The organism is Sphingomonas lacusdianchii, assembly GCF_022664395.1.
In the GTDB taxonomy this organism is placed as follows: domain Bacteria; phylum Pseudomonadota; class Alphaproteobacteria; order Sphingomonadales; family Sphingomonadaceae; genus Sphingomonas; species Sphingomonas lacusdianchii.
The window spans coordinates 83,795-104,748 of sequence record NZ_JAKRET010000001.1 but is presented as its reverse complement, the minus strand read 5'-3'; the positions used below and the strand labels follow the sequence as shown (position 1 = coordinate 104,748).

The 20,954-nt window shown below is 66.5% G+C and carries 16 protein-coding genes and 2 tRNA genes; 9 read left to right on the top strand and 9 right to left on the bottom strand.

The features are described 5' to 3' along the window. Positions 1 to 96: 96 nt before the first annotated feature. Together gyrA and MF607_RS00490 are read left to right on the top strand one after the other, a co-directional pair. A complete protein-coding gene (gyrA, locus tag MF607_RS00495) occupies positions 97 to 2,880 on the top strand; it encodes a DNA gyrase subunit A (RefSeq protein WP_242115443.1) in 2,784 nt (927 codons plus the stop codon). Continuing rightward, positions 2,877 to 3,221, top strand: coding sequence for a DUF952 domain-containing protein (locus MF607_RS00490; RefSeq protein ID WP_242115442.1), 345 nt, complete (start codon positions 2,877 to 2,879; stop codon positions 3,219 to 3,221). The genes gyrA and MF607_RS00490 overlap by 4 nt, the downstream gene beginning before the upstream one ends. Before the next feature lie 127 nt (positions 3,222 to 3,348). Here the strand turns inward: MF607_RS00490 and MF607_RS00485 are convergent, their stop codons facing one another. Further along, positions 3,349 to 3,780, bottom strand: a complete 432-nt coding sequence (locus MF607_RS00485; RefSeq protein WP_242115441.1) for a DUF488 domain-containing protein — start codon at positions 3,778 to 3,780, stop codon at positions 3,349 to 3,351. A 104-nt stretch (positions 3,781 to 3,884) separates the two neighbouring features. On the opposite strand from MF607_RS00485, the gene trmFO reads away from it, so the two are divergent. Continuing rightward, a complete protein-coding gene (gene trmFO / locus MF607_RS00480) occupies positions 3,885 to 5,210 on the top strand; it encodes a methylenetetrahydrofolate--tRNA-(uracil(54)-C(5))-methyltransferase (FADH(2)-oxidizing) TrmFO (RefSeq protein WP_242115440.1) in 1,326 nt (441 codons plus the stop codon). On the opposite strand, the gene MF607_RS00475 is transcribed toward trmFO, so the two are convergent. From MF607_RS00475 to MF607_RS00460, 4 genes are read right to left on the bottom strand one after another with little or no spacing between them, the layout of a single operon-like run. After that, on the bottom strand, positions 5,197 to 5,448 hold the full coding sequence (locus MF607_RS00475) for a DUF3325 family protein (RefSeq protein WP_242115439.1): 252 nt from the start codon (positions 5,446 to 5,448) through the stop codon (positions 5,197 to 5,199). The two genes, trmFO and MF607_RS00475, sit on opposite strands and share 14 nt — an antisense overlap. Next, on the bottom strand, positions 5,445 to 7,031 hold the full coding sequence (locus tag MF607_RS00470) for a PepSY-associated TM helix domain-containing protein (protein ID WP_242115438.1): 1,587 nt from the start codon (positions 7,029 to 7,031) through the stop codon (positions 5,445 to 5,447). Before MF607_RS00470 ends, MF607_RS00475 begins: the two co-directional genes overlap by 4 nt. After that, a complete protein-coding gene (locus tag MF607_RS00465) occupies positions 7,028 to 7,336 on the bottom strand; it encodes a hypothetical protein (protein ID WP_242115437.1) in 309 nt (102 codons plus the stop codon). Before MF607_RS00465 ends, MF607_RS00470 begins: the two co-directional genes overlap by 4 nt. Next, positions 7,333 to 9,567, bottom strand: a complete 2,235-nt coding sequence (locus tag MF607_RS00460) for a TonB-dependent siderophore receptor (protein ID WP_242115436.1) — start codon at positions 9,565 to 9,567, stop codon at positions 7,333 to 7,335. The genes MF607_RS00465 and MF607_RS00460 overlap by 4 nt, the downstream gene beginning before the upstream one ends. A gap of 139 nt (positions 9,568 to 9,706) precedes the next feature. Here MF607_RS00460 and MF607_RS00455 point away from each other — a divergent pair, with 139 nt between their 5' ends. Further along, positions 9,707 to 10,333, top strand: coding sequence for a DUF4198 domain-containing protein (locus MF607_RS00455; protein ID WP_242115435.1), 627 nt, complete (start codon positions 9,707 to 9,709; stop codon positions 10,331 to 10,333). 42 nt (positions 10,334 to 10,375) lie between these two features. On the opposite strand, the gene MF607_RS00450 is transcribed toward MF607_RS00455, so the two are convergent. Both MF607_RS00450 and MF607_RS00445 read right to left on the bottom strand, forming a co-directional pair. Continuing rightward, positions 10,376 to 12,331: a sialate O-acetylesterase gene (locus tag MF607_RS00450; RefSeq protein WP_242115434.1), complete on the bottom strand. Its 1,956-nt coding sequence runs from the start codon at positions 12,329 to 12,331 to the stop codon at positions 10,376 to 10,378. A gap of 83 nt (positions 12,332 to 12,414) precedes the next feature. After that, positions 12,415 to 13,170, bottom strand: coding sequence for a FadR/GntR family transcriptional regulator (locus MF607_RS00445; protein ID WP_242115910.1), 756 nt, complete (start codon positions 13,168 to 13,170; stop codon positions 12,415 to 12,417). 299 nt (positions 13,171 to 13,469) lie between these two features. Between MF607_RS00445 and MF607_RS00440 the strand changes: the two genes are divergently transcribed. From MF607_RS00440 to MF607_RS00425, 4 genes are read left to right on the top strand one after another with little or no spacing between them, the layout of a single operon-like run. Further along, a complete protein-coding gene (locus tag MF607_RS00440) occupies positions 13,470 to 15,029 on the top strand; it encodes a glycoside hydrolase family 43 protein (RefSeq protein ID WP_242115433.1) in 1,560 nt (519 codons plus the stop codon). Positions 15,030 to 15,049: 20 nt separating this feature from the next. Next, positions 15,050 to 16,912, top strand: a complete 1,863-nt coding sequence (locus tag MF607_RS00435; protein WP_242115909.1) for an NPCBM/NEW2 domain-containing protein — start codon at positions 15,050 to 15,052, stop codon at positions 16,910 to 16,912. A 15-nt stretch (positions 16,913 to 16,927) separates the two neighbouring features. Continuing rightward, positions 16,928 to 18,271, top strand: a complete 1,344-nt coding sequence (locus MF607_RS00430) for a glycoside hydrolase family 27 protein (RefSeq protein WP_242115432.1) — start codon at positions 16,928 to 16,930, stop codon at positions 18,269 to 18,271. Between the two features lie 28 nt (positions 18,272 to 18,299). Further along, the gene (locus MF607_RS00425) at positions 18,300 to 19,940 is read left to right on the top strand and encodes a glycoside hydrolase family 43 protein (RefSeq protein WP_242115431.1); all 1,641 of its coding nucleotides are present in this window, start codon (positions 18,300 to 18,302) and stop codon (positions 19,938 to 19,940) included. Between the two features lie 109 nt (positions 19,941 to 20,049). On the opposite strand, the gene MF607_RS00420 is transcribed toward MF607_RS00425, so the two are convergent. After that, positions 20,050 to 20,126: transfer RNA gene (locus MF607_RS00420), tRNA-Arg, on the bottom strand. Between the two features lie 158 nt (positions 20,127 to 20,284). After that, positions 20,285 to 20,361, bottom strand: a tRNA-Arg gene (locus MF607_RS00415). A gap of 83 nt (positions 20,362 to 20,444) precedes the next feature. Here MF607_RS00415 and MF607_RS00410 point away from each other — a divergent pair. After that, a complete protein-coding gene (locus MF607_RS00410; RefSeq protein WP_242115430.1) occupies positions 20,445 to 20,939 on the top strand; it encodes a hypothetical protein in 495 nt (164 codons plus the stop codon). Positions 20,940 to 20,954 lie beyond the last annotated feature (15 nt).

Sequence of the window (20,954 nt, the reverse complement as noted above, 5' to 3'; positions counted from 1 at the left end):
CCGGGCGCCTGTCGAACCGAGCCGCAACGCTTGGCTTTCGCGACCCGACCGGCTAGGTTGTCGCCCAACCGAAACATTCCCCGAAAGCACCGAACTTTGACAGACGCGACGCTGATCGCCGACCCATCCGATATCGCCCCCATCTCGATCGTGGACGAGATGCGGTCGAGCTATCTTGACTATGCGATGAGCGTCATCGTCGCCCGCGCGCTGCCCGACGTGCGCGACGGGTTGAAGCCGGTGCATCGCCGTATCCTGTTTTCGGCGCAGGAAAGCGGTTTCGTTCCCGGCAAGGCGTATCGCAAGTCGGCGCGCATCGTCGGCGACGTGATGGGTAAATATCACCCGCACGGCGACACCGCGATCTACGACGCATTGGCGCGCATGGCGCAGCCATGGTCGATGCGGCTGCCGCTGATCGATGGTCAGGGCAATTTCGGGTCGATGGACCCGGATCCGCCGGCGGCGATGCGCTATACCGAAGCGCGGCTGGCAAAGTCGGCGATGGCGCTGCTCGACGATCTCGACAAGGATACGGTCGATTTCGTGCCCAATTATGACGGATCGGAACGCGAGCCGGCGGTGTTGCCGGCGCGCTTCCCGAACCTGCTGGTCAACGGCGCGGGCGGCATCGCGGTCGGCATGGCGACCAACGTCCCGCCGCACAATCTGGGCGAAGTGGTCGATGCCTGCCTCGCCACGATCGATCGCCGGGTCGAGGGCGGTGAGCCGCTGACTCACGAGGAACTGTGCGAGATCGTGCCCGGGCCGGACTTTCCGACCGGCGCGCTGATGCTCGGCCGCGCCGGTGCGCGCGCGGCTTATGCCGGGGGTCGCGGGTCGATCATCCTGCGCTCGCGCCATATGGTCGAGGCCCGCGGCGAGCGGCGCTCGATCGTGCTGACCGAAATCCCGTTCCAGGTCGGCAAGTCGGGGCTGGTCGAAAAGATCGCCGAGGCCGCCAAGGACAAGCGGATCGAAGGCGTCAGCGACATTCGCGACGAGTCGAACCGCGAAGGCGTGCGGATCGTCATCGACCTGAAGCGCGATGCGACGCCCGACGTGGTGCTGAACCAGCTGTGGCGGCACACGCCTGCGCAGTCGAGCTTCGCCGCCAACATGCTGGCGATCCGTGGCGGGCGGCCCGAGCTGCTCAACCTTGCCCAGATCATCGACGCGTTCGTCGGCTTCCGCGAGGAGGTCATCACTCGCCGGTCGAAGTACGAACTGGCCAAGGCGCGCGAGCGGGCGCATCTGTTGCTGGGTCTGGTGATCGCGGTCACCAATCTCGACGAGGTGGTGCGGATCATTCGCGGGTCGGAAAGCCCCGCCGCCGCCCGGGCCGCGTTGCTGGCGCGCGAATGGCCGGTCGCGGAGATCGCGCCATATCTGAAGCTGGTCGAGGCGGTCGAGGCCGACACGACCGGCGACGTGTATCGTCTGTCCGACCTGCAGGTTCGCGCGATCCTCGACCTGCGGCTCCATCGCCTGACCGCGCTGGGCCGCGACGAGATCGGCGAGGAGCTGAAGACACTCGCCGGATCGATCAGCCATCTGCTCGAAATCCTCGGCAACCGCGCCAAGCTGTATGCGGTAATGCGGCAGGAACTGGTCGACGTCCGCGCCGAATTCGCGACGCCGCGCCGGACCGAGATCGCCGGGGCCGCCGACGGCATCGACGACGAGGATCTGATCGAGCGCGAGGAGATGGTCGTCACCGTCACGGTGCAGGGCTATATCAAGCGCACCCCGCTCGACGCCTTCCGCGCGCAGAAGCGTGGCGGCAAGGGCCGCGCCGGTATGGCGACCAAGGACGAGGATGCGATCACGAACCTGTTCGTGACCAGCACCCATACGCCGGTGCTGTTCTTCTCGACCGCCGGCAAGGTGTACCGCATGAAGGTATGGCGCCTGCCCGAAGGGGGACCGGCGACGCGCGGGCGGCCGATGGTCAACCTGCTGCCGCTGGCGGCCGGCGAGACGATCTCGACCGTGTTGCCGCTGCCGGAGGATGAGGAGCGGTGGAGCGACCTGCACGTCATGTTCGCGACGGCGAATGGCACGGTGCGGCGCAACTCGATGGATGCGTTCGCGAATATCCCGACTGCCGGCAAGATCGCGATGCGTTTCGACGACGACAGCGACGATCGCCTGATCGGCGTGGCGCTGCTGACCGAGACCGACGACGTGCTACTCGCGACCAAGGCGGGCAAGGCGATCCGCTTCGCCGCGACCGACGTGCGCGAGTTCCAGAGCCGGACCTCGACCGGCGTGCGGGGCATTTCGCTGGGCAAGGACGACGAGGTGATCTCGCTGTCGATCCTTGGCGGGTTCGATGCGAGCGCCGAGGAACGCGAGCAGTATCTGAAGGCAGCGCCGTGGAAGGAAGGCGACCGCGAAGTTACCCTGTCTGCCGAACGCATGGCCGAGTTCGAGGCGGCGGAGGAATTCATCCTGACCGTCACCGCCAACGGCTTCGGCAAGCGGACTTCGGCGTACGAATATCGCCGGACGGGGCGTGGGGGTCAGGGGATCACCAATATCGTCACTTCCGACCGCAACGGGCCGGTCGTGGCGAGCTTCCCGGCGCATAATGGCGAACAGCTGATGCTGGTGACCGATCAGGCAAAGCTGATCCGCACTACCGTCGGCGACATTCGCGTCGCGGGCCGCAATACGCAGGGAATCACCATCTTCCGCGTCGGCATGGGGGAACAGGTGGTGTCCGCCGCGAAGATCGACGAGGACGAGACCCCCGAGAACGAAGCCGAGGCGATCGTCGCCGAGGAACGCGCCGCGATGCCGCCGGTCGAGGGCGATATCGTGCTCGACGACGGGACCGGCCCCGATACGATCAGCGAAAAGGATATCGAGGAATGAAGCCCGCCACCGCCTTCAAGGTGCTGACCGCCGAACAGATGGCGGTGCTGGAGGCGGGCAGCTTCGACGGCGCGCCGGTGGATATGGCGGACGGCTATATCCACCTGTCGACCTTCGACCAGTTGACCGAGACCGTCGACAAGCATTTCGCCGGGCAGGATGATCTGCATGTGGCGGAGGTCGATCTGGAGGCGCTGGGCGAGGCGGTAAAATGGGAGCCGTCGCGCGGCGGGCAGTTGTTTCCGCATCTGTATGGGTCGCTGCCGCTGGAAGTGGTGGTGGCGTACGGGCCGTTGCACCGGGATGACGCGGGCCGGGTACAGCGGCCGGTTACGGGCTGAAATCCTCCCTGTCACGGGGAGGGTGACCGCCGCGAAGCGGTGGTGGGGGCTCACCACCGCCGCTCCGCTTGCCGAAGCCCCCCTCCACCAGCCTGCGGCTGGTCCCCCTCCCCGTGCCGGGGAGGATTTAGGGGTAGAGTTCTATTATCTCGGCACCCTGCCCTACCGCTTCGAGCAGCAACGTCCGGTGGCAATGTTCCGGGTCCCGTTCGAAGCACAGCAGCGCCGACGGCATCTCCGCTGCCAGCCCGAGCATGATCGCCGCCTGCGCCTGCGCCTCGGGCAGTTCCAACTGCTCGTCATACACCGCGCGCAGGGTCGCGACGTCGCCCTTCTTGGCCGCGTCGCGTCCGCGCTTGGGTGTGCCGAGCGCCTTGAGATGCACATAGTCGATCCCGTGCGTAGCCAGTTCGGCCGCCAATGACGATTTCGAGAAGCCCGGCCGGCGCGACAGGGGAAGTGCGCGTACGTCGATGACCCGCCGAACGCCCGCCGCCTGCAACGCCGTGACGAATTCCGCCACGGTTACCGCCTCATATCCGATCGTGTAGATTTTCATGCGCTTTCCCTTCGTCGCACGCCACCAACGCGTAACCCAATAAATCGGCGGTCCGTTTCGTACGTTCATTGCCGGTTTGGTTCGACGGGCCTAGACGCCCGGACATGCAGTATGACGTTCATATCATCGGCGGCGGGCTCGCCGGGTCCGAGGCCGCGTGGCAACTGGCACAGGCCGGGGCGAAGGTCCGCCTGTCGGAAATGCGTGGCGGCGGCGACAGCACGCCCGCGCATCAGGGCGACGATCTGGCCGAACTGGTCTGTTCGAACAGCTTCCGCTCGGATGACGCCGAATCGAACGCGGTCGGACTGCTGCATGCCGAGATGCGGGCGCTGGGATCGCTCATCATGGCCAAGGGTGACGAACACAAGGTACCGGCGGGATCGGCGCTGGCAGTCGATCGCGACGGTTTCTCTGCCGCTGTCACTGCCGCGCTGGCATCGCATCCCAACATCACCATCGTCCGCGAACGGATCGACACCCTGCCCGACAGCGGCATGACGATCGTCGCCACCGGCCCGCTGACCGCCCCCGGCCTGGCCGGCGATATCGGCAGCGCGACGGGGGCGGAGGCGCTTGCCTTCTTCGACGCGATCGCACCCATCGTCCATCGCGACTCGATCGACATGGAGCAGGCATGGTTCCAGAGCCGCTGGAACAAGGGCGACGGCAAGGATTACATCAACTGCGCGATGAACCGCGAACAATATGAGGCTTTTCATGCCGCGCTGATGTCGGCGGAAAAGGCCGAGTTCCGCGAATGGGAAAACGTCCCCTATTTCGAAGGCTGCATGCCGATCGAGGTGATGGCCGAGCGCGGGCTGGATACACTGCGCTTCGGCCCGATGAAGCCGGTCGGGCTTGATGATCCGCGTACGGGAAGGTGGCCGCATGCGGTGGTGCAGTTACGGCAGGACAATGCCAGCGGCACGCTATGGAATATCGTCGGGTTCCAGACCAAGCTGAAGCATGGCGAACAGGTTCGGCTGTTTCGCACTATCCCCGGCCTCGAGAATGCCGAGTTCGCGCGGCTGGGCGGGCTGCATCGCAATACCTTCATCCGCTCGCCCGAACTGCTCGACCCGACGCTGCGACTGAAGGCGCGGCCGCATCTGCGCTTTGCCGGGCAGATGACCGGGTGCGAAGGCTATGTCGAAAGCGCGGCGGTCGGGCTGCTGGCGGGACGGTTTGCCGCAGCCGAACTGGCGGGACGCAATGTCGCGCCACCGCCGGTCGAAACGGCAATGGGCGCGCTGCTCCATCACATCACCGGTGCGGCGGTGGCCGAGACCTATCAACCGATGAACGTCAATTTCGGGCTGATGCCGCCGATCCCCGGCCGGACGAAGAAGGCCGATCGCAAGAAGATGTACACGTCGCGCGCGCGCGATGCGTTCGAACCGTGGGCGAGCGAGCTTACGGCCGGGTGAGGTTGAGCGCGAGGAAGCTCGCGCCTGCCCCCAGCATCAGCAAGCCGGTGCCGCCGATCGCGCCATAGACTGGCCCCCATGCGGCGAACGCCGCGACGAAGGTCGCGACGATCAGCGTCCAGCCGCCGCGGCGACGCCACCTAGGGTCGATACCCTGCCACCGGTTACGATGGCGGTCGCTGGCGAGGGCGAGCAGCGCAAAGGCTGTAAGCGCCAATAGGAGTGCGAGCAGGATCATTCGGCCGGTGCCCAGTTTGCAGTGTCGACTGCCGAAGCAGCGCGAGCGGTGCGCCGCCGCGCCTTCGGACGGAAGCGATGTACCCGCCATGCCGCGAAGCCGAAGCCGGTGCCGAGCGCGAGGAAGGTCAGGTCGGCCCCCGCCAGCACCCAGTCGCCTCGCGCGATCGTCGTCGCCAATCCGGTCGGCAGCGCGATGAGATTATAGATTGGCAGCGCGATCAGCAGCACCGCCTGCAATGCCAGCAACTCGACCCATGCTCGCGCCGGTCCGCGCAGCAGGGCGTAGAGGAACAGCACGCCCCAGCCCGCGAACATCGCGTTGATCTCGCCATCGGCGCGTGCCGCCATGTCGAGCGGCAGCAACCGGTTGGCCCAGAGATACAGCGTCATCGCGATCGGGAAGCCGGCGATGAAGCCGACATTCAGTCGCTCGACGACCCGGAAGCCGAAATGCGGTCGCGCCGGATCGGGCAGCCGCTCGCGCCGCTTGACCGTCCACAGCACCAGTCCGCTGGCCACCATCAGTGAGCCGGCGATGCCGCACAGGAAATACAGCCAGCGCATCGGATAATCGCCGAACCGCCCGGCATGCAGCCCGACCATCACCCCCTGCGTCTCGACCGCGCCACCGGGCGGCGGGGCGCGCCAGACGAGCCGCCCGGTCACGCCGTCATAGGCGAGTGCCGGCGCCCGCGCCGACAGCATCGACGTGCCCGACTGGGTCAGGGTGATCCGTGCCGCCGCATCGCCGGGGTTGAAGACGGTGATGTAGCCGACCGCGCCGCCCAGCCGCCGTTCGGCATCGCGGAGCACCGGGCCGAGCGGGGTCAGTGGTGCCGGGCGTTCGGTCCGCTCGACCGCCGGCGCCTCGGGAAAGACCGCCGCGTAGAGCTTGGCCGGATCCTCGTAATTGGCGACGATCGCCCAGGGCATCAGCATCGCGATCAGCGTGACCAGCCCGGTATAGGTAATCATCAGGTGGAACGGCAGCGCCAGCACGGCCGTGGCATTATGCCCGTCGAGCCACGACCTTTGTCCCTTGCCCCGGCGCAACGTGAAGAAGTCGCGAAAAATCTTCTTGTGGGTGACGATGCCGGTGAAGATCGCGACCAGCATGAACATCGCGGCGATGCTGACCAGCCAGCGTGCCCAGAACACGGGCATATAATGGAGGTCGAAGTGGAAGCGGTAGAAGAAGTCGCCGCCGCGGGTGTCGCGCGCAGTCCCTTCCTGCCCGTCGCTGCCGATAAAGGCGCGGGTATCGCGGTGTCCCCGGCGACGTTCCTCGCCGGGCTTGGCCTGCGGCACCCAGAAGACGTCGCCGCCGGCACTCTCGGCGCCGGGTACGGTGATGAACCAGCTCTGCGCATCCGGCGCGCGACGGTTGAGGAAGGCGACGGCGCCCTCGACGACATGTTCCCGACTGGCGACCGGCGCCAGTTCGGGCCGCGCCCAGCGGTTGATCGCCTCGCGCCAATAGGCCGAGGTGCCCGCGACGAAGATCGCGAACAACAGCCAGCCGAGCAACAACCCCGACCAGGTGTGGAGCGTCGATTGCGACTGGCGAAATCCCTTGCTCATATCCGCCCCCAGATGGCGACCGATCCCCAGGTGATCGCACCGGCCACCCCGCCCGCCACGGCCAAGGTCCACAGCGCCCGCCAGCCGCTACGTGCGGCATAGGCCCACATCGCGGCGAGGGCGCAGAGGAGCAGCGCGATCAGCGCCGCCGCCATCGTCGTCTGTACCGGATCGCCCGGCAGGATCCGCGCCAGCGCCATCGCCCACAGGCTGGCGACCGCATAACCAACCGGCATCGCCGCGATCAGACGAAGCGCGTTGTCGGCCAGCCGCCGCCACAGGATATGCCGCGCCTGTGCGATCACGGGAAATTCACCCGCACGCTGGCGAACACCGTGCGCGGGCTGCCGTAATAGTTGCCCCGGCCAGTCGAGGAGATACGCGCATAATAGGTTCGATCGAACAGGTTGTTGACGTTGAGCGCCAGCGACAGATTGTCAGTAATCCGGTATCCGGCGCGCAGATCGGCAACCGCATAGCTGCCTTGCCGCACGATCGTCGACGGCGTTCGCAGCGTACCGTTGGCGTTATAGGCCGGTGGGTTGCCGCTCCACGTGCCATCGAACCACGTCACCCCCGCGCCGATACTGGCCCCGGCCAGCGGGCCGTCGCCGGCTTCGTAGTTGCTGAACAGCTTGACCATATGTTCCGGAATGACCGGCAACAGGCTCAATCCCTCCAGCACCGGATTGGCGTCCTCCAGATACTTTGTCCGGGTGAAGGTATAGCCGCCGTTGATCCGCCAGCCCGGCAGGATCTCGCCGCTTGCCTCCGCCTCGATCCCCCGCGCGCGGACCTTGCCGATCTGATAGGCGAGGGTCGGTTCGTTGGGATCGTTGAACAGACGGTTGGTCTGAGTGATCTGATAGAGTGCCGCCGACAATAACAGCCGCTTGTCCATTAGCGACAGCTTGCTGCCGACCTCATATTGTTCGCCGATCAATGGCTCGACCGCGCCGCCGCCGGGCAGGCTGCGGCCGGCGGGCGGGGCCTGCGGCGTGAAGCTGTCGGCATAGCTGGCATAGAGGTTCAGATCGCCGGTCACGTCCCACACGATGCCGGCATAGGGGGTGAAGCGTTCGTCGAAGCCGTAGCGGCCGGGCAGCGGGATCGTCCCGGTCGCGACGCGGGTGGTGGTGATGGTCGTGTCCCACCACGTCATGCGCCCGCCGCCGACCAGCGTCAGCCCGGCCAGCGGGCTGAGCCGCATCTGGCCATAGAGGCCATATTGCTCAATCTCGGTATGCGACCCGCCATAGACCTGCGTCACCGGACCGTTCGGTCCCTGAAACGCCGGCAACGGGCCATAGGGGTCGAGCGGCGGTTCGGCGGGCGAGACGGGATCGAACACGTTGATCCGCGCATAGTTGGACAGGCGGGTGAAATCGGACGTCGCCGAACTCGCCTGATAATCGGCGCCGAGGATCAGCGTCTGGTCGCGGCCGAAGGCTGGGAAGCTGCCGACGCCGTTGAAGTCGAACGACCGGGTCTGCATCGCGCTGTCGCCGCGATAGGCGATGTGGTTGGTGGTGCCGCCATTGGCGGGGGTCACCGGCTGGTTGCCGATATAGCTGTAGATGTCGATGCGATCGACATTGGTCAGCAGGCCCGTCGCGCGCAATGTCCAGCGGTCGCTGACGCGGTGCGCCAGTTCGACGAAACCGGACCAGCTTTCCGAGCGGAACCGGTTCCAGTCGGCGCCCAGATAGGTCGAGCGATCGACGTCCAACAGCCGCCCGTCGCTGCCATCGGCACCGCCGACAACTCCGGGCAGGCCCGACTGGATCGCCGGCTTGAACAGGTCGTAATTGCCACCGACAGTCAGCGTCGTGCGATCACCGATCTCGGTATCGGCCACGCCGAACGCGGCGAAGCGATAGCGGTGGGCGACGTCGAAGAACTGGTCCTGATCCTGCGCCATTGCGCCCAGCCGCAGGCCGGAGCGATCGTCGAGCGGTGTCGACACGTCGACTTCGCCCCGGACATTCCGGAAACTGCCATAGCCGGCAAGGGCGCTGACGGTAAAGCTGTCGAGCGGTCGCTTGCGCACCAGATTGATGCTACCCGCCGGATTGCCCGCGCCGCTGAACAGTCCGGCCGGCCCGCGCAGCACTTCGACCCGGTCGTACAGGAACAGGTCGGGCACGGCGGCCGGAAAGCCGAAGGCGAAGGTCGGGACGCCGTCGACCAGATAGTTGTTGATGGTGAAGCCGCGCGACAGATAGGACGGGTCCTCGCTGCTGATCCCGGTCACGGTCACGCCGTTGGTGACGGTCAGCGCGTCTTCGAGGGTGAACAGGTTGCGCTGCTGCAACTGCGCCTGATCGATCACGGTGATGGTGTTCGGCACGTCCTTCAGCGGGGTAACGGTCTTGCCGACCGCCTGCCCATAGCTTTTGCCGACGACGATGATCTCTTCCCCTCGTTGCGCGTCCGCTTCCTCGTCCGCCGGAACGACCGGTTCGGCCAGTGCCGGAACCGCTGCCGCCATCGCAAGCAACCCCGCCAGCGTCGTCGTGCGTACCAGACGCTTCATCATTCCCCCTTTGCGAGTTACTTTCAATAGGTGCCGCACTAACGGCACGAAATGGACATTGCAACGCTATTGCGACCTACTCTCATTATAACTATGCCGGGGCATGGCGTCGCGGACGCCGACCGAACAGGAGAGATCGATGCGAACGCTGGCCCTTATTCTCGCGCTGGCAGTGCCAGCGGTGGCCGATGCCCATGAAATCTGGGTCGAGCGCGACGGGGCCGGCCCGGCGCGTATCTATCTGGGCGAACCGGCCGAGCCGCTGCCGCCGGGTGGCGATCCCGAATTCAAGCGGCTGGTCGCGCCGCGCATCGTCGGGGACGCCGGTGCACAATTACAGCGCAAGGCCGGCTATCTCGAAGCCGCGGTGCCGGCGGGCGACGTCCGCGTCACCGACGATTCGGTGTTCGCGCCATGGGGCGAGGCCGGGGCGAAGGAAGGCGTCGTCTATTATGCCCGCGCCGGCCGTGCCGATACCGCGACCGCCATGCCCTATGAGATCGCGCCACTGACGGCCGGCGGCAATCGCTTTGCGTTGCTGCAGGGTGGCAAGCCGGTGCCCGCCGCCAGGATCACGGTCATTACCCCCGATCGCAAGAGCATCGAGCTGACTGCAGATGCTCAGGGCGCAGTCACCGTGCCGGTCGCGGCGAAGGGACGCTACCTGCTGACCACGGCGCAGGCCGAGACGGGCAAGCTGCGCGTTGCCGGCGGGCCGGTCGACAAGCTGCACCATATCGCGACGACCAGCTTCGTCGCCGGTTGATCGACCGGGCGGCGGGGCTCCCTCCCCGCCGCCCGGAGACCGTCAGCGCACCGGCAGTTCGAACGGTGCCGCCGGCAGGTCGGCGCCGTCGAACAGGTTGACGAACGGCGCATCGGCCCAGGCGTAGCGCACCGCCGTCACCTCCGGCCGGTTGGCGCCGGGCAGAACGACCATATCGCCCTCGACTCGCCCGTCGACGAAGCTGCACGTCGTACCCGCGCAGCGTTCGAACCCGATCGCCCCTGCCCCGCCATAGCGTTGCAGGCCGCCGGTCACGTTGCGGAAGCGGACGACGACATCGTCCCCCTGTCGCACCGCTTCGGCGGCTTCGGGACCGCTGCGCAGGCCCGGCTGACCATAAGCGACGACCCGTGCCAGCCGGGCCAGCCGCTCGCCGATCACCGTCTTCTGCGCGGGGTGGATATCGAACCGGTCGCCGACGTCGATCGTGACGGCAAGGCCGGCATGCGCATCGGCCGCGACCGCCTGTGCCTGCGACTGGCGGAGGGCTGCCCAACCCGAGTCACGCGGCGCGGTGGCGGGCTTGCCATAGCTGGTCAGCTGCACGACGAAGAACGGCAGATCGGGCGCGGCAAAGGCGCGCCGCCAATCGGCCATCAGCGTCGACATCAACCCGCGATAGGCCGCCGCCTGCCCGGTGTTCGATTCACCCTGATACCATGCCGCCAGCTTCAGACCGTACGGCGCGATCGGCGCGATCATGCCGTTGTACAGCGTGGTCAGGCTGTTCGGCACGTCCCATGGCGCCGGACCGACCGACACATCCTTCAGCGCCGACCCGATCCGATAACGCCACGGCCCCGACAGCGGCACGGCGGTGCCATCGGCCAAGCCGATGGTGCGGATGCTCATGTCGGTGAAGCGCCCGTCCTGCTTGGGGCCGACCGTACGGATCGCGATCACGTTGCGCCCGGCGCGCAGCATAGCGGCCGGAATGGCGTAGTTGCGCCATGCCCAGTCGACGCTGCCGCCGCCGACGAAGCGTCCGTTGACATAGGTTTCGTCATAGCGCCCGATCGGTCCCAGCCGCAGTGTCTGCGCCGCCGCGACCTGGGCCGGCGTCAGATCGACCGTCGTGCGCAGCCAGACGACGCCGCCGAGCCGGTCGCGATCGGCGGCGGGCAGTTGTTCGTACTGCGCAGGCACGGTCGTCCATTTGCGATCGTCGTAATTTGCGTTGCGGAACGCGCGTTCGGCCTTGGCCGCCGGGTCGAGCGCTTCCCATGCCTTTTCCCGGCGCGTGCCGTCCGCCGCCGTTGCCGCCGCCGGATCGCGATCGTACAACGCGACCGCGTTCAGCCCGTCGGCAAAGCCCGGCTGCGTCGCGAGCGCAGGCGCGCTGATCCAGCTTTCGATGCGCGTTCCGCCCCATTCGGAGGCGATGATGCCCATCGGCACCTTCTCCGTCCCACGCAGCGAGCGCGCCATGAAGTAGCAGACCGCCGACGCGTCGCCGACTGTCTCCGGCGTGACGCTGCGCCAGTCGACCCGCTTGGCGAGGTCGGCGGCGGGCGCGGTCTTGCTGCTGTCGGCGATGGTTGTGAAGCGCAGCGACGCATCGTTCGCCGACGGGATCACTTCCAGTCCGGTGGCGTGCTTGACCTGAAACTCCATGTTCGACTGTCCGCCGCACAGGAACACGTCGCCAACCATGACGTCGGAAAGGCGCTGGGCCGCCGTCGTGCCGCTGCCGACCTCCAGCACATAGGGCCCCCCGGCCGGCATCGCCGGCAGCGTCGCGCGCCATTTGCCGTCGCTGCCCGTCTGCGCGGTGACGCTGCGATCGCCGAGTTTCACGGTGACCGGCGTGCCGGGGGCGGCACTGCCCCAGATCGCGATCGGACGGTCGCGTTGCAGCACCGCATGGTCGGCGAAGATATTGGCGAGTACCGGCGCCGCCGATTGTGCATGGGCCGGCATCCCCCATAGCAGCGATGCCGACAGCGCACAGCCTGCCAAGGCCCGAATCGAACGCATAACCTCTCCCCATTTATTGTGAGCGCTACCATGCAACAGCCGTGCGGGCGGCGCTACCATCGCGTTCGCACCGTCGGGGGCCGTCACATCGCCGTGCGCGTATCCTCCAGCGCCAGCGACACCAGCGAGGTCATCGCTTCCTCGGCGGCCTTCGCATCGCCCGCCACCACCGCTTCGAACACGCGAGTATGATCGGGCACCGGATCGCGGGGCAGCGCGCGCTGGCGCTGCTTGAACTGCGTCGTCCAGTTGACCGCCGCGCCGATGCTTGCGCTCAGCGCGACGAACGTCTCGTTATGCGTGGCATAGATCAACGCGTCGTGGAAATCGCGGTCGGCGGCGCGCCCCGCCTCTGTCGCCAGCGTGTGGCGGCGCATCCCGCCCAGCGCAGCGCGCAATGCCTTGATATCGTCCTTGTCGCGCCGCTCCGCCGCCAACCGCGCCACCGCCGGCTCGACGACCGCGCGCAACTCGAACAGGCCGCGAATGAACGCGATGTTCGGTTCCCCTTCGAACGCCCAGGCGAGGACCATCGGGTCGAGAAAGTTCCACCGCCGCCGGGGCAGCACCCGTGTCCCGATCTTCGGCCGGCTTTCGACCAGCCCCTTGGCGGTCAGCACCTGCACGGCCTCGCGATAGGCGCTGCGCGACACGTCGAGCGCTTCGGCATTGGCGACTTCGCCGGTCAGCAACTCGCCCGGTGCGATCCGGCCCGATACGATGGCGGTGCCGAGATAATGGGCGACCGCCCCCCGCAACCGGCGGCCGGATCCCTTACGCGCCGGGGCGGCGGGTTCGTCCGACAGCGCGTCGGCGACGTCTTCGTCGATTTCGGCCATGTCGATATCGTGCCCCTGTTTCGTGCTCACCCAGCTTCCCCTGCCATCAGCGTCGACGCGGCGGCCGCCCGCGCAATGTACAACTAATGGGCCGCAGTTCGATATCGGATCGATCGTTCGGGGCGATGCTACGGACGCGGACCCCCGGCGTCAAATCAGGCGAGATTTGCCGCCTTCGCCGGCGCGACCCCGCCGACCGGTTGACACGTTAACGCTACCACGAACAGCGTTGACGCATCGACGCCGGACGAATACCCAGACAATAAACGGCCGCAAGTCGCCGGAATGGGAGAGCGATTTTGGCTACCAAATCGATCCGGACGGGGTTGTTCTTCGCCATGGCCGCGTTGGCCGGCAGCGCGTCGGCACAGGTGTGGCGCGCCGATCAGGGCGATGGCAGCTATCGCAACCCGATCCTCTACGCCGATTATCCCGATCCCGACATCATCCGCGTCGGCAGCGATTATTATTTCGTCACTACGACGTTCGCCAATGCGCCTGGCCTGACGCTGCTCCATTCGAAGGATTTGCTCAACTGGCAGATCATCAGCCATGTCGTGCCCCGGCTGGACGATCGACCGGAATATAATCTCACCGGAGGCAAGGACGCCTATCGTCGCGGCTTGTTCGCGGCCAGCCTGCGCCACCACGCCGGGACCTTCTACATCGTCGTTACCCCGGTCGGGCAGAATACGCGTATCTATCGCACCCGCGACCCGCGCGGCGTGTGGACCATGAACGAGCTCGACCGGGCGGCGTTCGATCCCGGGCTGTTCATCGAACCTGACGGCACCGGCTATATCGCGACGTCAATCGGATCGGACGGCACGACCCGGCTGCTCAAGCTCGACCGCGATTTCCGGAAAGTCGTCGACGACCGCAAGATCCATTACAATGCCGGGGCCGAAGGATCGAAGATCATCCGCCGCGGCAACTATTATTATATGTTCAATGCGATCCCGCGCCGGCTGGGCCTGACGGTATCGCGGGCGAAGAGCCTGTACGGGCCGTGGGAAACCCGGCCGCAGATCGACGACAAGAGCGGCGGACATCAGGGCGCATTGGTCGACACGCCCGACGGCGACTGGGTCGGATTCGTGATGATCGATTCCGGCTCGATCGGCCGGATGACGAACCTCAGCCCCGTTTTCTGGCGTGACGACTGGCCGGTCTGGGGCACGCCCGATGCGCCCGACCGCGTGCCCGACCGCGCAGCCAAACCGATCAAGGGCTTCCCCTTTACCGAGCCTGCGACCTCCGACGCCTTTTCGGGATCGAAGCTCGGCCTGCAGTGGCAATGGAACCACAACCCTGTCGACGATCGCTGGTCGTTGACGCAGCGCCCCGGTTTCCTGCGCCTGCGCCCGACCAAAGCCGACGGTTTCTGGACCGCGCGCAATACGCTGGTGCAAAAGGCGCAGGGGCCGCGCAGCCGGGCGGAGGTGAAGCTGGACATCACCAATATTCGCAGCGGCGACCGCTGCGGCTTCGGCACCTTCGGGCAGTATAGCGCGACGCTGGCGGTGACCCGCGATGCCACGGGCGCGGCGTCGCTGGCGATGGACCTGATCGAGAGCACCGATACCGGCCCGAAAATCGACCAGCGCGTTGCGGCGCAACCGGTTGCCGGACGCAATCTGTGGATGGCGATGGACCTCGACTTCAAGGCCGACCGAGGCAGCCTGTCCTACAGCGTCGACGGCAAACGCTGGCAGCCGATCGGTGGCGATTTCCCGCTCGCCTTCGCATGGCGGACCGGCACCTTCCAGGGCGAGCAGATGGCGATCTTTTGCTATAATCCGGCTCCGGGTGCCGGTTTCCTCGACGTCGACAGCTTCACGCTGAAGGCCGCGAAGTGAAGCGCTGGCTGCTCGCTGGGATGACGGTGCTGCTGCCGCTCGCCGCCGCCGCGCAGGACCTTCGCCCGACCGGCCGCTGGAGCGCGAATGTCGAAGGGCGCGCGCAATTGCCGCCGATGGGTTGGAACAGCTGGAACGCCTTCCAAACCGATATCGATGAGGAAAAGCTGCTCGCATCGGCAAGGATCATCATCGATACCGGCCTTGCCAGAAAAGGCTATCGCTACGTCAACATCGATGACGGCTGGTGGTTGCAACGACGTCAGGCCGACGGGCGGGTGCTGATCCGCACCGATAATTTCCCGTCGGCGCGCACCGCCGACGGCAATACCAGTTTCCGCCCGCTGACCGACCGGCTGCACGCCATGGGGGTGAAGGCCGGTATCTACTCGGATATCGGCCGCAACTCCTGTGGGCAGGTGTTCACGTCGAACATGCCGAACCAGCCGCAAGGGTCGGTATTGGAAAAGGAAATTGGCCTTTACGGTCATGTCGATGGCGATATCAGGACCTATTTCGCCGAATGGGGCTTCGACTATATCAAGGTCGATGGCTGTGGCATTCGCGGGCTCGGCCCCGACAGCGCCGCGGTGCGCGCCGGGCGGCACCGGCTGTTCCAGCCGCTGGTCGATGTCGACTCGCTCGGCCGCACCGATATTCCCGCAACCCGCAAGCTGTACGAGGACGTCGCGAGCGCACTGCGGCAGTACAATCCCGATGGCGATTACATCCTGTCGCTGTGCCTGTGGGGTGCGGCCGATATCCGGTCATGGGGTCGCAATGTCGGGGGCACCTCGCGGACCAGCGAAGATATTTCAGCGAGTTGGAGCCGGATGCTCCATAATCTAGACAGCACCGCGCGGCGTCCGCTCTATGCCCATCCGGGGTCGTGGAACGATCCCGACATGCTGTTCGTCGGCACGGGCGAATTCGACGCCAACCACCTGACCGAAGCGCGATCGCACTTCACCCTGTGGGCGATGGTCAACGCGCCGTTGCTGATCGGCTACGACCTGCGCAAGGCGACCCCAGAACTGCTCGCGATCCTTGGTAACGAACGGGTGATCGCGCTCAATCAGGATGCCGCCGGCAATCAGGCGGTGCTGGCGCATGACAGTGATGACGTGCAGATTTTCGTCAAGACGCTGGCGGATGGCGACAAGGCGGTGGCGATCCTCAACCGGCTGAACCAGCCGGTCGAGGCAGTGTTGACCGCCGATCATTTGAAGCTGCTGGACGATGCCGATATCGACCTGACCGACCTGTGGAGCGGTGCCAGCATGCGCTTCCGCGACGAACGCAAGCTGCAACTGGCGGCGCACGAGACACTGGTCTACATCGCGCGTGGCAAGCGGCGGCTGGCCGATGGCCGCTATCTCTCCGAGATGCCCGGTCGCGTGAACCCGGCGGTCGATGGCGTCGTCGTGCCCGAGGTCGAGCCATTGATCCACCGCGGCATGCTGCCGTGGCGCAGTTCGCGGGGCGATGGCGAGCGGCCGCGCTATGGCGGCTGGGGCGGCGCACAGGTCGACAGCACCCCCTATGGCGAGACGGCGGGCGTCGCCGGGCGCCGCTTCCACACCGCGATCGGGGTCCTCGCCAATTCCCGGATCGAGGTCCGCAACACGACGGCGCGGCGCTTCACTGCGACGGTCGGCGTCGACGACAGCGCACGCGATCGCCGCTACCCGGTGACCTTCCGCGTCTATGGCGATGGCAAGCTGCTCGCGTCATCGAAGCCGCTGCGCTTCGGCGAGGCCGCCGCACCGATCGCCGCTGAGGTAGGCGGCGTGAAGCTGATCGAACTCGTTGCCGAAGGCGAGCGCGGCGGGCGGTTCAACGATCCTGTGGTGTGGGGCGACGCCGCGCTACACGACAGATAAGCAAGGGAACGGGGCATGACGACGGACGGGATCACACGGCGCGGACTGATCGGCGCGGCAGGCGCGCTTCCGGTCGTCGCCGGCGCGGCACGGGCGGCGCCCCGGACCAAGGCGAGGCTCGCCCAGACGCCGCCGATGGGCTGGAACAGCTGGAACAGCTTCGCCACGACGATCACCGAAGCACAGGCGCTGGAAACCGCGCGGATCATGCGCGACAAGCTGCTGCCCGCCGGCTATTCAATCTTCACCATCGACATTCAATGGTATGAGCCCGGAGCGACCGGCTACGAATATCGCGCCGATGCGGTGCCGGTGCTCGACGGTTATGGCCGGTTGCAGCCCGATCCGAAACGCTTCCCCTCCGCCGCGAAGGGTCGTGGATTTCGCGCTATCGCCGATCAGGTTCACGCGATGGGCTTGCAGTTCGGCATCCACCTTATGCGCGGTATTCCTCGTGAGGCGGTGCGTCGCAACCTGCCGATCCTCGGCACCCGCTACCGCGCGCAGGACATTGCCGACACGTCGAGCATCTGTTCGTGGAACGGCGACATGTACGGTGTCGACATGCGCCGCCCCGGTGCGCAGGCCTATTATGACAGCGTGTTCGCCCAATATGCCGATTGGGGCGTCGATCTGGTCAAGATGGACGATATGAGCCGCCCATATGACTCGCATGCGCCCGAGATCGAGGCAGCGAGCGCGGCGATCAAGCGCTCGGGCCGCCCGATCCTGCTCAGCCTCTCGCCCGGCGAAACGCCGGTCGCCAGCGGCGACCATGTGCGGGCGCATGCGCAGATGTGGCGGATCAGCGACGATTTCTGGGACGAATGGCGGATGCTCGACGCGCAGTTCGTCCGGCTGGAGAATTGGCAGCGCTTCGCCGGCCCCGGCGGCTGGCCCGATGCCGACATGTTGCCGCTCGGCCGACTGGCGCTGGGTCAACGCGACACCAAATTTACCCCGGCCGAACAGCGCACGTTGATGACCCTGTGGTCGATCGCACGATCGCCGCTCATCATGGGCGGCGACCTGCGCCATCTCGACGCGGCGACGCTCGCGCTGCTGACCAACCCGGAAGTCATCGCCGTCAACCAGGCGAGCACCGCCAACCGGCCGCTGCATGTGCAGGACGGGATGCGCGCCTGGACCGCAAGGGCAGCGAATAGTGGCACCTACCTCGCGCTGTTCAATCCCAGCGACAAGCCACTGAAACCCGGGGTCGATCTGCGCTGGTTGAACGTGAACAGCCCGGTGCGCGTCCGCGACCTGTGGGCACGCCGCGATCTCGGGACCGCCGCGACCCGGGTCGAGGCCGATCTGCCGCCGCACGGTGCCGCCCTCTACCGTCTCGACGCCTGACCCCATCCCTCTCCGACAGGAACGACCGATGCTCCGCACTTTGATGACCGGACTGGCATTTGCCGCCAGCACCACCGCGCTGGCCGAACCGGCGCGGTTCAGCCGCTTCACCTATGAGGGCCGCAGCGTCGAACGCGCAACGCCCGGCCCCGACCAGTATCGCAACCCGATCCTGTCGGGCTATTATCCCGACCCGTCGGTCACCCGCGTCGGCGACGACTATTATCTCGTGCTGTCGTCCTTCGCCCATTATCCGGGGCTGCCGATCTTCCATTCGAAGGATCTGGTCAGCTGGACCCAGATCGCCAACGCGATCAGCCGGCCCGAACAGCTCGACTTCACCGGGCGGCGCGTGTCGGAGGCGGTGTTCGCGCCCGACATCTCCTATCACGACGGCACCTTCTACATCGTCAACACCTGCGTGTCGTGCAAAGGCAATTTCGTCATCACCGCCAAGGATCCGAAGGGGCCGTGGTCGGACCCGATCTGGCTGCCGTTCGAAGGTATCGACCCGTCCATCTATTGGGAGGGCGACCGGGCCTATATCGTCAACAACCGCGCCCCGAACGAGCCGCCGCGCTATGACGGCCACCGCGCCATCTGGGTCCAGGAATATGACTGGCGCGCCGGCAAGATGGTCGGAGAATCCACCCAGCTCATCAATGGCGGCGTCGACATCAGCAAGAAGCCGGTATGGATCGAGGGGCCGCATATGTTTCGGAAGGACGGCTGGTATTATCTAACCGCTGCCGAGGGCGGGACAAGCGTCAACCATTCGCAGGTCGCCTTCCGATCGAAGAGCCTGCGCGGGCCGTTCACGCCGTGGAGCGGCAACCCGATCCTGACCCAGCGCGACCTGCCCGGCGACCGCACCGATCCGGTATCGGCGGCGGGCCATGCCAAGCTGGTCCAGACGCAGAATGGCGACTGGTGGGCGACCTTCCTCGCGGTGCGCCCGTACGGCGACGATTATTACAATATCGGGCGCGAGACGTTCCTGTTGCCGGTGACGTGGAAGGATGGCTGGCCGACGATCCTGCCCGCCGGACAGCGCGTACCGTTCGTCGCCACCCGCCCGAAGCTGCCGCGCCAGCCCGCGCCGAAGCTGCCGACCAGCGGCGATTTCCGCTATGTCGACGAGTTCGACGGAACCAGCCTCGCCATGCAGTGGATCGGCGTGCGGACGCCCAAGGCACCGGTCTATCGCATCACCGGCGGCGAATTGCTGATCGAGGGCGGCGCGCCGATCGGCGACCTGAACGGGGTACCGGGCTTTGTCGGTCGCCGGCAGCAGCACCATATCGCGACGATGGGTACGACGGTCGCCTTCACGCCGCAGCGCGACGGTGACCGTGCCGGGCTGGCGGCGATGCAGAATGATGAAAACTATCTGTTCTTCGGCGTCACCCGGCTGGACGGCAAGCGCGCCGTCGCGCTTTACACCCGGAACAAGGGGGCCGAGGAACTGGTCGCCTCTACGCCGGTCGCCGGCAAAGCGCCGGTCACGCTGACTATCCGTGCCGATCGCGGCACGATGGCGTTCGACTTCGTCACGGGCGGCGCGAAGCGGACGCTCAAGGCCGACGTCGACGTCCGCTTCCTCAGCACGAAGGTTGCGGGCGGCTTTGTCGGCACCGTCGTCGGCCCCTATGTCTGGCAGACGAAATAGCGTGGTTGGATGCGAGAGCGTCGTGGTGGCGCTCCCGTTTTCGAACGGCGAGTTCGGTACCGACATCAAAGAAAACCCCGCCGGACCGTTGGTCTGGCGGGGTTTTCTATGGCGCACCCGGAACGATTCGAACGTCCGACCCTCAGATTCGTAGTCTGATGCTCTATCCAGCTGAGCTACGGGTGCCCGGTGGAGGCAGCCTGTTAGACGCGGGTTTCTGGTCTGGCAAGCCCCCGCACCAAATGTTCGCGGCGCCTCGCTACGGGCTGACCCAATAGAGCCGCCAATTCTGTGCGACCAACAAAGAAAACCCCGCCGGACCATTGGTCAGGCGGGGTTTTCCATGGCGCACCCGGAACGATTCGAACGTCCGACCCTCAGATTCGTAGTCTGATGCTCTATCCAGCTGAGCTACGGGTGCCCGGTGGAGGCAGCCTGTTAGACGTGGGTTTTTGGTCTGGCAAGCCTGTTGTGCGATTTTTTTTGGACGCATATCGGGGACAGATGAAAGCCGCCCTGCTCCCGCCCGTCCTGTTCGCCGCCCTGTTGTCGGCCTGTGCCGCGCCGCGTGGAGACTATCCGTCGCTGCTGCCGCGACCGATCGAGCAGATCAGCCTTGCCGAACCGGTGCGGCCGGTGCCGGTAGCCACGCCCGACGCCGCGCTGGATGGCAAAATCGCCGCCGCGTCCGGCGCGATTGCCGCCGCGACCCGATCGTTCGAAGCGGCCGTCGCGCGTGCGCGCCCGCTGGTCCGCGCCGCGGCCGGCAAGGCCGAGGGCAGCGAACCATGGCTCAATGCGCAGGTGGCGCTGGCCGAACTCGACGTCGCGCGTACCGCGATCGACACGCCGCTCGCCGATCTAGAACGCTTGGCGATTGACCGCGCCGCCGCCGGTGCCCCGCCCTATCCCACGCTCGACGCCGCGCTGGCGAAGGCGACCGATGCGGCCAATGCGCAACGCGCGACGATCGCGACGCTGGGCGGGGATTTGCGTTAAGGACGCTTCGAACCC

Coding starts and splice junctions, on each gene's coding strand:
- MF607_RS00490 (WP_242115442.1), top strand. CDS start 2,877: ATGAAGCCCGCCACCGCCTTCAAGGTGCTGACCGCCGAACAGATGGCG.
- MF607_RS00485 (WP_242115441.1), bottom strand. CDS start 3,780: ATGAAAATCTACACGATCGGATATGAGGCGGTAACCGTGGCGGAATTC.
- trmFO (WP_242115440.1), top strand. CDS start 3,885: ATGCAGTATGACGTTCATATCATCGGCGGCGGGCTCGCCGGGTCCGAG.
- MF607_RS00475 (WP_242115439.1), bottom strand. CDS start 5,448: ATGATCCTGCTCGCACTCCTATTGGCGCTTACAGCCTTTGCGCTGCTC.
- MF607_RS00470 (WP_242115438.1), bottom strand. CDS start 7,031: ATGAGCAAGGGATTTCGCCAGTCGCAATCGACGCTCCACACCTGGTCG.
- MF607_RS00460 (WP_242115436.1), bottom strand. CDS start 9,567: ATGAAGCGTCTGGTACGCACGACGACGCTGGCGGGGTTGCTTGCGATG.
- MF607_RS00455 (WP_242115435.1), top strand. CDS start 9,707: ATGCGAACGCTGGCCCTTATTCTCGCGCTGGCAGTGCCAGCGGTGGCC.
- MF607_RS00450 (WP_242115434.1), bottom strand. CDS start 12,331: ATGCGTTCGATTCGGGCCTTGGCAGGCTGTGCGCTGTCGGCATCGCTG.
- MF607_RS00445 (WP_242115910.1), bottom strand. CDS start 13,170: ATGGCCGAAATCGACGAAGACGTCGCCGACGCGCTGTCGGACGAACCC.
- MF607_RS00435 (WP_242115909.1), top strand. CDS start 15,050: ATGACGGTGCTGCTGCCGCTCGCCGCCGCCGCGCAGGACCTTCGCCCG.
- MF607_RS00430 (WP_242115432.1), top strand. CDS start 16,928: ATGACGACGGACGGGATCACACGGCGCGGACTGATCGGCGCGGCAGGC.
- MF607_RS00425 (WP_242115431.1), top strand. CDS start 18,300: ATGCTCCGCACTTTGATGACCGGACTGGCATTTGCCGCCAGCACCACC.
- MF607_RS00410 (WP_242115430.1), top strand. CDS start 20,445: ATGAAAGCCGCCCTGCTCCCGCCCGTCCTGTTCGCCGCCCTGTTGTCG.